The 13,171-nt window shown below is 35.8% G+C and carries 10 protein-coding genes; 9 read left to right on the top strand and 1 reads right to left on the bottom strand.

From position 1 onward, the window contains the following. The first annotated feature begins 10 nt into the window (after positions 1 to 10). The 3 genes from CYAN10605_RS12130 (at position 11) to CYAN10605_RS12120 (ending at position 4,971) form a co-directional block, all read left to right on the top strand. A complete protein-coding gene (locus CYAN10605_RS12130) occupies positions 11 to 2,905 on the top strand; it encodes a glycerol-3-phosphate acyltransferase (RefSeq protein WP_015220243.1) in 2,895 nt (964 codons plus the stop codon). Positions 2,906 to 3,001: 96 nt separating this feature from the next. Beyond that, positions 3,002 to 3,592, top strand: coding sequence for an ATP-dependent Clp endopeptidase proteolytic subunit ClpP (gene clpP / locus CYAN10605_RS12125; RefSeq protein WP_015220242.1), 591 nt, complete (start codon positions 3,002 to 3,004; stop codon positions 3,590 to 3,592). A 191-nt stretch (positions 3,593 to 3,783) separates the two neighbouring features. After that, the gene (locus tag CYAN10605_RS12120; RefSeq protein ID WP_015220241.1) at positions 3,784 to 4,971 is read left to right on the top strand and encodes a M20 metallopeptidase family protein; all 1,188 of its coding nucleotides are present in this window, start codon (positions 3,784 to 3,786) and stop codon (positions 4,969 to 4,971) included. A gap of 128 nt (positions 4,972 to 5,099) precedes the next feature. Here the strand turns inward: CYAN10605_RS12120 and CYAN10605_RS12115 are convergent, their stop codons facing one another. Then, positions 5,100 to 6,260 carry an aminotransferase class V-fold PLP-dependent enzyme gene (locus CYAN10605_RS12115; protein ID WP_015220240.1) on the bottom strand — a complete coding sequence of 387 codons (1,161 nt, stop codon included), beginning with the start codon at positions 6,258 to 6,260 and terminating at the stop codon, positions 5,100 to 5,102. Positions 6,261 to 7,095: 835 nt separating this feature from the next. Here CYAN10605_RS12115 and pstS point away from each other — a divergent pair. The 6 genes from pstS to CYAN10605_RS12085 all read left to right on the top strand — a co-directional run bounded on the left by pstS (position 7,096) and on the right by CYAN10605_RS12085 (position 13,164). Continuing rightward, a complete protein-coding gene (gene pstS / locus CYAN10605_RS12110) occupies positions 7,096 to 8,238 on the top strand; it encodes a phosphate ABC transporter substrate-binding protein PstS (protein ID WP_015220239.1) in 1,143 nt (380 codons plus the stop codon). Between the two features lie 142 nt (positions 8,239 to 8,380). Beyond that, positions 8,381 to 9,340, top strand: a complete 960-nt coding sequence (gene pstC / locus CYAN10605_RS12105) for a phosphate ABC transporter permease subunit PstC (protein ID WP_015220238.1) — start codon at positions 8,381 to 8,383, stop codon at positions 9,338 to 9,340. Between the two features lie 173 nt (positions 9,341 to 9,513). Next, positions 9,514 to 10,398 carry a phosphate ABC transporter permease PstA gene (gene pstA / locus CYAN10605_RS12100; protein WP_015220237.1) on the top strand — a complete coding sequence of 295 codons (885 nt, stop codon included), beginning with the start codon at positions 9,514 to 9,516 and terminating at the stop codon, positions 10,396 to 10,398. Between the two features lie 74 nt (positions 10,399 to 10,472). Further along, positions 10,473 to 11,291: a phosphate ABC transporter ATP-binding protein PstB gene (pstB, locus tag CYAN10605_RS12095; RefSeq protein WP_015220236.1), complete on the top strand. Its 819-nt coding sequence runs from the start codon at positions 10,473 to 10,475 to the stop codon at positions 11,289 to 11,291. 314 nt (positions 11,292 to 11,605) lie between these two features. After that, complete coding sequence (locus CYAN10605_RS12090) at positions 11,606 to 12,517, top strand: dynamin family protein (RefSeq protein WP_015220235.1); 912 nt, start codon at positions 11,606 to 11,608, stop codon at positions 12,515 to 12,517. A 23-nt stretch (positions 12,518 to 12,540) separates the two neighbouring features. Beyond that, positions 12,541 to 13,164, top strand: coding sequence for a HEAT repeat domain-containing protein (locus CYAN10605_RS12085; protein ID WP_015220234.1), 624 nt, complete (start codon positions 12,541 to 12,543; stop codon positions 13,162 to 13,164). The last annotated feature ends 7 nt before the right edge of the window (positions 13,165 to 13,171 follow it).

Below are 13,171 nucleotides of genomic sequence, written 5' to 3'. Positions count from 1 at the left end.
GATTATGACTATGACACAAATTGGAGGAATTTTAAGCATTTTAATTATTCCCCCCATAATTGGAGCGATACCTTTAATAGATTGGTTTACCTATGCGGTTTCGGGAAAGGAATTAACCAAATTAGGCACAGGAAACATCTCTGTATCCGCCGCTTTTTATCATGGTGGCAAACTAGCAGGAATATTAGCGGTTTTATCAGAAGCAGGAAAAGGGGTAGGAGTAGTTTTATTATCGAGGATATTTTTCCCTTCTGGTTCATTTTGGGAGATTATTGCCCTAATAATGCTTATTTTAGGACGTTATTACCTTGGTAAAGGGGCAGGCGCAACCAATTTAACTTGGGGTATTGTTACTCATAATCCCGTTGCGGCATTATTAATTTTTATTTTGGGGGGAGTTAGCTTCACTATTTGGCGTGAGAAACGGGCAGGAAGAATTAGTGTGTTAGTTTTAATGGTGGTGGTTTTATCGGCACAAAATATTAATCATCCTGAATACATTTTACTCACCATTATTTTAGCTAGTTTGATGATTTGGATTTATCGGCAAATGGCAGATGATTTAGAATTAAATCCTAGTGAAGTCAATGGGGAGTCAGCAAAAATGTTTCGTTTTTTTCGGGGTGACAGTGGTATTATCAGTTTAAATGAAGCCCTTAATCCTCAAAAAGTGGGAGCAAAAGCCAGTAATCTTTCTCGGTTAAAAAAGTGGGGTTATAATGTTCCTGATGGTTGGGTTTTAAAAATTGGAGATGATATTCATAAGCTACAAGAATTTATCAATCCTTCTTCTAGTAACCCTTATGTAGTTCGTTCTTCTGCTTTAGATGAAGATACTAATTGGGCATCGGCGGCTGGTATTTATGACAGTTTTGTCGATTTGACTGATTTTGATCATCTTTCTCAAGCGGTTATTGATTGTTTTTCATCTTATAATAGTGCGATCGCACTTGATTATCGACAAAGACAAAAACAGTCAGAAAAAGGAATTGCGGTTATTATTCAAAAACAAATCAATGGCATATATTCGGGAGTAATTTTTAGTAGAGATCCCGTTAATCAACTAGAAGATACCGTTTGCATTGAAGCAGTGTCGGGCATGGGTTTAAAATTAGTTTCAGGGGAAGTTACACCGCAACAATATAGAGTATTTTTTCCCGAAGAAAAAGTGGAAGGAGAAGGGGATATATCCCAAGAAGTTTTACTCAATTTAGGCAAAATAGCAAGGGAGATTGAACATTTATGCCAAGGCATTCCCCAAGATATAGAATGGACTTATGATGGCGAAAAAATTTGGTTACTGCAAACTCGTCCTATTACTACCCTTAAACCAGTATGGACAAGAAAAATTGCCGCCGAAGTTATCCCCGGAGTCATACGCCCTTTAACATGGTCAATTAATCAACCTCTTACCTGTGGTGTTTGGGGTGAAATTTTCACCATTGTTTTAGGCAAAAAGTCTCGCAAATTAGATTTTAGTCAAACAGCAACTCTTCATTATGACCATGCTTATTTTAATGCTACCCTCTTAGGAGAAATTTTTCTATTAATGGGTTTACCTCCAGAAAGTTTGGAATTTCTCACCCGTGGTAGTAAATTTAGTAAGCCTCCACTGACAGCAACTATTGTTAATTTAGGCGGTTTATGGCGTTTGTTAAGAAAAGAGTGGCGATTGATCACAGATTTCGCCCATGATAATGATCGTTATTTTAGGCCAATTTTAGATGAATTAAAAGATATTCCCTGCGAAACTTTATCTACCATAGAATTGCTCGATCGCATCGATCATATTTTAGAAGTATTGAAAAAGGCAACTTATTATAGTATTCTTGCACCTTTAAGTTATAGTTTAAGACAAACAATTTTTCAGGTTAATCCCAATGATTTAGACTATGATAAAATTCCTGAAATCACTTCCATAAAATCTTTACAAAAAATTGCGATCGAAACTCAAAATTTATTATCAGAAGCTGAATTAAATCAACTAGATTGTAATAATTATCCTGCCTTTTTTTCTTACTTATCCGAATCAACAGAAGGAGAATCAATTTTAAATCGCCTAGAAAAATGGTTAGAAGAATATGGATATTTAAGCGAAACTGCTACAGATATAGCCGTCTCTCGATGGTCAGAAGATCAAAGTCATATGCGTTTAATGTTTTCTAAATTTGTCGGAGAAAAAGAGATTATTTTAAAAGTAAATAAAGATAAAAATAAATCATGGAAAACCTCTATGGTGCAACCTCGACTAGATTTAAAAGGACAAGTTGCCGAAATTTATTCTAAACTTTTAGCTTATCTTCGTTATAGTTTTGTAGAGATAGAAAACAAATTAATTAAAGAAAAAAAAGTATTAGAGCAAGGGGATATATTCTTTTTAAAATTAACAGAAATAAAAGATCTTATTAAAGATGAAACTATCAATATAGACAAAATTTATAACTTAATAAAAGCCAGAAAATGCACGTGGGAAGAAAATAAAAAAATCAAGAAAATTCCCTACCTGATTTATGGAGAAACCCCCCAAATAGATTTAACAACTCAGAATGATATATCGACAACCAAAAAAAGTCTGCAAGGAATTCCAGCTAGTATGGGTATAAAAGAAGGAAAAATCAAAATAATTAAAAGTTTAACAGAAGCAAAAAACATCGATCGAGAAACAATAATTGTTGTACCCTATACAGATGCAGGATGGACAACAATTCTAACTCAAGCAGGAGCAATTATTTCCGAGGTAGGGGGTAAACTATCTCACGGTGCGATTATTGCTAGAGAATACCATATTCCTGCTGTGATGGATATTCCCCATGCCACAGAAATTTTCCATGATGGTCAATTAGTCAAAGTTAATGGTAATAATGGGATAGTAACAATCCTATCGCAAATAACAATCGAGCATTAAAAGTTGTATTTTATTTTTCCCTGTCCTTTGTTGATAGCTTAATAAGTTAAAATCAACATAAAAAACCGTAGCAAAATTATATAGAGATTAACTGTAATGATACCAACCGTTATTGAAACATCAGGACGTGGCGATCGCGCTTTTGATATATATTCAAGACTACTTAGAGAGAGAATTATTTTTTTAGGACAACAAGTCACCGATGAATTAGCGAATTCATTGGTAGCACAATTGTTATTGCTTGAAGCAGAAGACCCAGAAAAAGATATTTATCTATACATCAACTCCCCCGGTGGATCAGTTTCGGCTGGATTAGGTATTTTTGATACGATGAATCAAATTAAGCCTGATGTTTGTACTATTTGCGTAGGATTAGCGGCAAGTATGGGAGCATTCTTGCTCAGTGCTGGTGCAAAAGGAAAAAGAATGAGCCTTCCGAATTCTCGCATCATGATTCATCAACCCCTCGGAGGTGCGCAAGGACAAGCTACAGACATAGAGATTCAAGCCAAAGAAATTCTCTACCTGAAAAAACAGTTAAATCACTACATGGCTTCTCACACAGGGCAACCCCTAGACAAAATCGAAGAAGACACAGAAAGAGACTTTTTCATGTCCGCCGAAGAAGCTAGAGATTATGGTTTAATTGACCGAGTCGTCATCAGAAGTCAAATTAAGTCAAATTAAATAGTACTTGAGTTCGGTAAGAGATGTCAGGTGTCAGGTTTAAGGGAGTAACGAGTAACGAGTAATGAGTAATTATCAACTATTCACTATTCACTATTTACCATTGCCTATTGCCTTTTGCCTCTTGCCTCTTGCCTCTTGCCTCTTGCTTTGTCTTAATTACTAATTACTAATTATTTATTATTAATTGTATGGTTAATGAATCTCAGATTAGAGATGCGATCGCACTTTTGCAACCAGAATTAGTACAATGGCGCCGTCAAATTCATCAATATCCAGAGTTAGGATTTAAAGAAGTTTTGACTGCTAATTTCGTCAGTGAGAAATTAAGCCAGTGGGGTATTGCCCATGAAAAAGGTGTTGCCAAAACAGGTATTGTCGCAGTTATCAACAGTAATTATGAAGGTAAAGTATTAGCTATTCGTGCGGATATGGATGCTTTACCCATTCAAGAAGAAAACTCCGTTTCTTACTGCTCTAAACACGATGGTATTATGCACGCCTGTGGTCATGATGGTCATACTGCGATCGCCCTTGGAATTGCCCATTATTTAGCCCATAATCGAGATAAATGGCGGGGAACAGTAAAAATCATTTTTCAACCCGCCGAGGAAGGACCAGGGGGTGCTAAACCGATGATTGAACAGGGGGTGCTATCGAATCCTGATGTTGATGCTATCATTGGCTTACATTTATGGAACAATTTACCCGTTGGCACTATAGGAGTTAGAGAAGGAGCATTAATGGCGGCGGTGGAGTGCTTTAAATGCACTATTTTTGGCAAGGGAGGCCATGGTGCTATGCCAGATCAAACTATTGATTCTGTGGTGGTTGGTTCTCAAATAGTTAATGCTTTACAAACTATTGTTGCCAGAAATATCGCCCCTGTAGATAGTGCTGTGGTGACAGTGGGAGAGTTTCATGCAGGTACAGCCCTTAATGTTATTGCTGACACGGCAAAGATGAGTGGCACTGTACGTTATTTTAATCCAAAACTAGAATCATTCATTGGTCAAAGAATCAAAGACATTATCGGTGGCATTTGTCAAAGTCATGGGGCTGAATATGAATTAGATTACTGGCAGTTATATCCTCCCGTCATCAATAATCCTCAAATTACTCAATTAGTTAAATCTGTGGCTATGGAAGTGGTGGAAACTCCTATGGGTGTTGTACCTGAATGCCAAACTATGGGGGGGGAAGATATGTCCTTTTTCTTGCAAGAAGTGCCGGGGTGTTATTTCTTTCTTGGTTCAGCCAATGCCGATAAAAAGCTCAATTATCCTCACCATCATCCCCGTTTCGATTTTGATGAAACTGTCTTAAGTATGGGAGTGGAAATTTTTGCCCGTTTTGTGGAAAAGTTTAATAGTGAATAGTGAATAGTTGATAATTAAGAATTAAAAACCCCGGACTCCTGTATGGGCGAATAGCCATTCGCCCCTAACTAACTCCGAACTCGTTTCTCCCTAGCACCTGCAACCTGCAACCTTACACCTAACCTTATTTAAAGTTGTGCAATCAGTTCATCAATTTCAGATTCCAAAGTTAAATAATGGACACAAGCTCTAATACAGTAAGGATTAGCTAAAGTTCTCAAGAAAAAACCCTTTTCTTCTAACATTTTGACGATTTTTTGTGGATCTTGCCCCGGTTTTGGATAGAATGACACTAACCCTGACTCTGGAGGAGTATCTTTTTTTAAGCACTCAATACCTTCTATCTGTTGTAATTTTGACCAGAGATAAGCACTTAGTTTCTTAATGCGATCGTAGCGTTCCTCTATTGTACCCCATGATTGATGAGTTGCGATCGCTTCTTGTAAGCCAGTATATAAAGGATAAGCCGAGGTTGCCACTTCAAAACGACTGCCATCATCTGTAAATGTCAAATCTGAGTTAGTGAAATCTAAACCACGCCAACCGATAAAAGTAGGGTGGAGAGAAGTAAGTAAATCTTCCCTAATATAAAGAAAACCTACACCAGAAGCACCACATAACCATTTATGCCCTGTGCAACCATAGTAATCAACTTCAGATTCTACTAGGTTTAAAGGTATTCCTCCTGCTGACTGCGCCCCATCTACTAATACTTGTATGGGTTTATTTTGATGAGGATAATTATGACAAACTTGGACTATCTCTTTTAATGGTAGCACTTGCCCAGTATTCCAGAGAACGTGACTGATAACTAATAAGCGGGTTTTTGCTGTGAGATGATTTTTGATTATTTCTACGGGATTACCGTTATTTAAAGTCTGTATAATGGGACAAACTGTCATTTTAACTTCAAAACGACGAGCTATCTCTTTGATACTAGCAATGACCCCCGGATGCTCCGCATCAGTTAATAAAATTTCATCTCCTTCTTGCCATTCAATACCCCAAAGAGCAATATTACAACTACTGGTAACATTTTCTGTTAAAACTATTGTTTTTGGTTTCGCTCCTACTTCAGATGCGATCGCAGTTTTGGCATTGTCTATATTTTCTTGAATCCAACTGTTAATTTTGATACCAAAAGCACCAATTTTGTCGATAAATTTGTAAGTATCAATAATCTTATTTAAAGCGGATTGAGGTAAGATACCTTGACCTCCATAATTAAAATAATATTTATCTTGTAAACCGATAAAATTTTGTCTATGAGTGTTTATTTCTGAAGTCATAATTCTAGTAAAAATAGTGTGATAATTAATTAATTAATTAATATTAATTGATAGGTAAATTTATCTAATTATTTAGACTTTTATTTTTGAGGCATAAAAATGAAAATAATAGCTATAGATATTCAATTACATAACCTACAACCTTTATTAACATTAGGTATAGACAATTGTTATTAAATAATAGTAAATATTTTTTCTATAATCAATATTTATTTAAAAAGTCTTTTTACCTCCCAATAATCTATATTTATGAATAACATTTTTGTTTAAATGCTGTCAAGGTTAGCAAATAATATCTAATATTTATCAATTGAATATATTAAATTGTTAATATTGAGTGAAAATATTTTAAAATTCTAAGAAAAATAAATTAAATTAAGCTACATTTATCAAATAATTATTAGTATTTATTAATTGATATTTATTAAAAATAATATACATAAAATACAAAAAAATAAGCCAAATATTAAAAATTATTAAATATAAAAAAAAACTTTGCTTATTACTAAGATGTTTTATTACAGGTGCTACACAAAAAAAAAGTATTTTACTATTCTAATGACAGTATAAAAAAAGTGCTAAGTCTTTGTCAGAAAAGATTTTATCGATTTCAACTAATAACTTTCATACTTAATTTATCCATTTAATAAAAAATAAGATTTCTAAATGATTTATCGCTATTTATAATATTTTTAAATCATGGTCAAGAATATATTTTTTGATGATTTCCCAACTATTTCTTAACCTTTTCTTTACCACAGGATAGGAATAGTCATATTATGATGAGAGACTAAATAAAGACTAAGTAAAAATACACTCATAAACAACAACAAAAATGAAAACAAAACAATTATTTAGATCTGTATCCGCTCTGTTTGTAGCTCTCAGCTTGACAGCTTGTGGCGGTGGTGGCCAGCCCACGGAAAATACTACTGGTGGTGGAGAAACCACTGGTGGCGGAGAAACTGCTTCTAGCACAACCATTGAAGTACCTTTCGAGGGAACAGTAAGTTTAAACGGTGCTGGTGCATCTTTCCCCGCTCCTTTATATCAAAACTGGTTTGTTTCTCTTGCTCAAGTTCAACCTAAATTACAGGTAAATTATCAGTCTGTGGGTAGTGGTGCTGGAGTCGAACAATTTACTCAGCAAACCGTTGATTTCGGTGCTAGTGATGTGGCGATGAAAGATGAAGAAATTGATGCCATTGACAGAGGGGTTTTATTATTACCCATGACCGCAGGAAGCATTGTTTATGCCTATAATTTACCCGGAGTAGAAGGTTTAAAACTCAGTAGGGAAACCTATGTGGGCATTGCATTAGGAAAAATAACCAACTGGAATGATCCCAAAATTGCCGCCGATAACCCTGATTTAACTTTACCTGACTTACCTATCACTTTTGTTCATAGATCCGATGGTAGTGGTACTACTGGGGTATTTACAATGCACTTAAGTGCCATTAGTCCTGAATGGAAAGACACTATTGGTGAGGGTAAAACCGTACAATGGCCTAGCACTGGAAACTTTATCGGTGGTAAAGGAAATGAGGGTGTAACTGCTGCGATTAGTCAAACTGAAGGTGCGATCGGATATGTAGAGTATGGTTATGCGAAAAACAACGGCTTAACAATGGCCTCCTTACAAAATCAGGCAGGAAACTTTATTGTACCTAGCGATGAAAGTGCTTCTAAGACTCTTGCTAACGTAGAATTACCAGAAAACTTAAGAGCATTTATTACTGATCCTGAAGGGGATGAGTCCTATCCCATTGTAACCTATACTTGGATGATGGCTTATAAAACATATGATGATCCCAATAAGGCGATCGCAATGGAAGCAATGATTCAGTATGGCTTAACAGAAGGACAAAAAGCCGCTCCTGAATTAGGTTATATTCCTTTACCAGCTAACGTAGTGGAAAAAGTAGCCGCCGCCGCCGATCAAATTACTCCAGATTACACCATTACCGTTAACTAGAATTTAACCTTCATCTTTTAGTTTTAAGAAAAGTTAGAGAAGATAGATTGAAGTAAGTAACTATTTTGATCATCTTCTCTTCAGTGTTGTTAGATTAAACTTATTAGTTTCATAAATTTATTCACCAAATAATCACTCAACTATGTCCAGATCAGATGGTAACGATTCCTATAGCATCGGGAATTCTCCTAGGGGAGTAGAAAAAAAACTTGACATTAGCTTTCGTTGGCTTACTCTTGCCCTAGCTATTACTATTGGTGTAATTCTCATTAGTATAGCTATAATTATTACGATTGGAGCATGGCCTGCCATTAAAGAGTTCAACTTCACTTTTTTCAACAATAGCAACTGGAACCCTGTTGAAAATAAATATGGTGTCATTGCAGTAGTTTATGGTACTCTTGTAAGTTCTTTGATTGCCTTAATCATTGCTATTCCTTTGGGAGTTGGTGCCGCCGTTTTCCTCAGTGAAGATTTTTTGCCAGAACAAATACGCACCATTCTCGTTTTTTTAGTGGAACTTTTAGCCGCAATTCCCAGTGTTGTTTATGGACTCTGGGGGATATTTGTTTTGATTCCTCTTACCAAAAGTTTCGGGACTTGGTTAAACGCTAACTTTGGTTGGTTTCCTCTATTTAGCACTCCTCCCACAGGTCCTGGAATGCTTCCTGCTGGTATCATTCTAGCAATCATGATTTTACCGATTATCATAGCTATCTCCCGTGACTCTCTCGCTTCCTTACCACCAGATTTAAGACAAGCCTCTTTAGGATTAGGCGCCACTCGTTGGGAAACCATTTTTCGAGTCTTAATTCCTGCGGCAATCTCTGGTATTGTCGGCGGTATTATGTTGGCTTTAGGACGAGCTATGGGAGAAACTATGGCCGCAACCATGATTATTGGCAACTCTAATAACCTCAATATTTCCATTCTTGCCCCTGCAAATACGATCGCATCTCTAATTGCTAACCAATTTGCCGAAGCCAGTGGTTTACAAGTATCAGCTTTGATGTATGCGGGTTTAGTATTAATGATATTAACTTTAATCGTCAACATCGGTGCTGAATATATCGTTAATCAAGTTAAAGCAAGATATGAGTGATCATAGTTCCATAGTTCAGGGTTCGGGGTTCGGAGTTTTTAAAAGTAGGGGAGTGGGAAGTAGGAAGTGGGGAGAGTGAAAAAATATCTAAAACCTGACACCTGCAACCTGATACCTGACACCTTAATTTTTAAATTTTTATTGTAACTTTCTATTTTTATAAAATATATTTTATGACAGTATCAACTATTGGTAGTCTAAAAAGAAATCCATCGAGTAAAAGAGCGATTGTCGGCTCAATTATGACTGGAATTTCCGCTCTATGTCTAATTTGTACCGTTATACCCTTATTTGCAGTTCTTTACTTTGTAATTATTCAGGGTTTTAGTCGTTTAAATACCAATTTATTTACCCAACTCCCTCCACCACCCGGATTAAGTGAAGGAGGAATTGCCAACGCTTTGATTGGAACTTTGGTGGTAGTAGGACTAGCTACCATTATTGCTGTACCCATCGGCGTATTAGCGGCGGTTTATTTATCAGAATTTAGCGGTAACAATAAACTAGCTTTAGGTATTCGTTTTGCCACTAACGTTTTAAGTGGTGTACCCTCAATTATTGCGGGGGTTTTTGCTTTTGGTTTATTAGTTTCCACCCGCATTGTTGGTTTTTCCTCCGTGGCTGGGGGTGTCGCTTTAGCAGTTTTAATGTTACCTACCATTATCCGTACTACTGATGAAGCCTTAAAAATTGTTCCTCAAGAAGTGCGTTGGGCGGCTTTAGGAGTTGGGGCATATAACTATCAAGCCGTAATTAAAATAGTATTACCTGCGGCTTTACCCGGTATAGTTACTGGAGTAACTCTTGGTATTGCCAGAGCGGCTGGAGAAACAGCCCCCTTAATTTTCACGGCGTTATTTTCTAATTTCTGGCCTAATGTTTCTTTTCAAGGCTTACTTGAACCCATAGCCACTCTATCGGTATTAGTTTATAACTTTGCTATTTTACCTTTTAAACCTCAACAAGAGTTAGCATGGGCTGGATCATTAATTTTAGTATTTTTAGTATTGGCAACAAGTGTTATTGCCCGTTTCGCAACCCGTAAACAAGTCTATTAATTCAATTAGAAATTGGGAATTATTCACTAAAATTTAATTCCCATGACCCAAAACCTAACTAGAGAGAAAAAACAATGGAAGAATCTTACAAGAATCAAGAAGACTATCAACAACAAGAACCCGTATTGCAACTAAGGGATGTAGATATATACTATGGTAATTATAAAGCCGTTAGAGGGGTAAACTTAGACATTGCCAAAAATCAAATTACTGCTTTTATTGGTCCTTCTGGATGTGGTAAAAGTACTATTTTGAGATGTTTAAACCGTCTCAACGACTTAATTAGTTCCTTTAAGTTAAAAGGTAGAGTTACCTATCACGGACAGGATTTGTACCATAAAGATATTGATCCTGTGGAAGTGAGAAAAAGAATTGGTATGGTGTTTCAACGTCCTAATCCCTTCCCAAAAACTATTTATGATAATATCGCCTATGGTGCTAGAGTCAACGGTTATAAAGGAGATATGGACGAGTTAGTAGAAACTTCTCTACGTCGTGCTGTATTGTGGGATGAAGTTAAAGATAAGTTAGGAGAAAGCGGCTTTTCTCTATCAGGGGGGCAACAGCAAAGGCTTTGTATTGCTCGTACTATTGCCGCTCAACCAGAGGTAGTCTTAATGGATGAGCCTTGTTCTGCTTTAGACCCCATTTCCACTTTAAAAATTGAGGAACTAATGCACGAACTTAAAGAAAACTATACCATTGTTATTGTTACTCATAATATGCAACAGGCTACCAGAGTTGCAGATATGACGGCATTTTTTAATGCCGAAGCCATTGGGGACAAGGGTAATAAAATTGGTTATTTGGTAGAGTTCGATCGCACTGAAAAAATCTTTAGTGATCCCCGTGAAGAAGCTACAAGAGATTATGTTAGCGGTAGATTTGGTTAAGCTCTTATTTATAACATTTAATGAGTCAGTTAAAAGATTGAAAAGAAAAAATCAATAAGCATAAGTTTTTTTGTCAATTTTTATGACTTTTCCCCTCCCCCCTCTCGAGGGAGGAGAAAGGGGGGTTTGCCCTTTTTAGGGGAGATACAGGGGTTTCTCCCTTTCCCATCACAACAAGAAAGTTTTACCTCAAACTCTGGTAAGAATACTCGCTACTTTATAAAAATATTCTTGAAATTTGCATAAACTCAGAAAAAGGCACTGATAATTTAGATACAAGGAAAAATTATCATTGTGTTTTCACACTCCACTTTATGGAAAAACCACAATCTCCAGATATTCAGGCACAACTCAACCAAGCTAGAGAGAATCTACAAAGGTTAGGTAATGCCGTCTCCGAATTGGTTAATCTCTCCCCTGATGTTTTCAACGATGAAGCCATTAAAGCTCGTTTACAGGATTTCCAACAAGCCTACAAGGAAGCCACCCAACGCCTTGCAAATCCTTCCTTTCGCATTGCTACGATCGGCACTACTTCTTCAGGAAAATCTACCATCGTCAATGCCTTAATGGGGCGTAGAATTGCCCCCATGGAAGCAGGAGAAATGAGTGGCGGTGTCTTAACCTTAAAGCATTCGGTCGATCGCACCTTAGTCATAGAAGCCACAGAAAACGCCGTGTGGGAAACGGGAGAATGGACTGATATAAACGATCGAGAGCTTTACGATCGCATCCAAATCGCTATGCACAGCTATCATGAAGCAAGGAAAAAGAAAGAATATATCGCCCCTCAAATCACCGCCCATATTCCCTTACTCCCTGCCTGTGATGCTAATTTATCGGGATTACCAGAGGGGATTAATGTTGAGTTTTTGGACTTACCCGGACTTAAATCCGTACAAGATAAAACAAATTTAGCTATTCTTCAGCCATTGGTGGGTAAGGCTTTTAGTTTAGTTGCTTTAGATTATATGCAGGTAGATGAGCAACATCGCCAAAAATTATTAACGGAATTAAAAAAAGTCGTTGAATATCTACAAGGGCGCACGGATTCTATGATCTTTATTTTAAACCGAGTTGATCAACGGGGTTCGGATGATAAGCCTCTTGATGTGCGTTTACAACACTTAAAAAAGGAAATACAAGAGCAGTTAAATCTTCCATCATTAAAAGTAATTAATGTTGATTTTTGTCGTTATCAGAAAATAAGCTACAATCAAATTTGATACTAAACAATATAAATCAACTTATGATCATTAGTAAAGAGTTAATTTCTAGTTTAAAAATTGAAAATAGTAATGAAATAGGTAATTTAATTTCTAAACAAAATGATGTATCAACAATTAATTTTATTCTAGAAAATTTAGGAAAACTACCTTCAGATTTTGATGGAAAATTTTTATTTAATTTATTAAATCATCCTAATAAACAAGTAAGAGTTAATGTAATAAAAACTATTGGTAAATTAGCTTATAAATATAATTTAGATTATTTTAAAAAACTTTTCCAAGAGGAAAAAGAAACTATTGTTAAGAGAGAAATAATTTCAACAATAGGAAGACAAAGAGATTTAAAAAACGTTGATTTTCTTTTATCTGTTTTAGAAGATGAAGATCCAAAAATTGTATGTCAAGCAATCCGTAGCTTGATTATTTTTGATGACATTAAAAAAGTATCTCAAGAACTAAAAAAATTAATTAATCATCCAAATGAAATGGTAAGAACTGCCATATATAAAAAATATTTTTCTAACGAAGAAAATAATAAAAGTAAATTACCTCATACTAAAACTTATGAATTTCTTAAAAATGTAGTTGTTAATGGAATTGATGGATTCGTGCAACATAAATCATCATTACCTATAAGAATTTAACAAATAT

It is taken from the genome of Cyanobacterium aponinum PCC 10605 (genome assembly GCF_000317675.1).
Lineage (GTDB): Bacteria > Cyanobacteriota > Cyanobacteriia > Cyanobacteriales > Cyanobacteriaceae > PCC-10605.
This window is presented reverse-complemented; position numbering and strand designations above follow the sequence as displayed.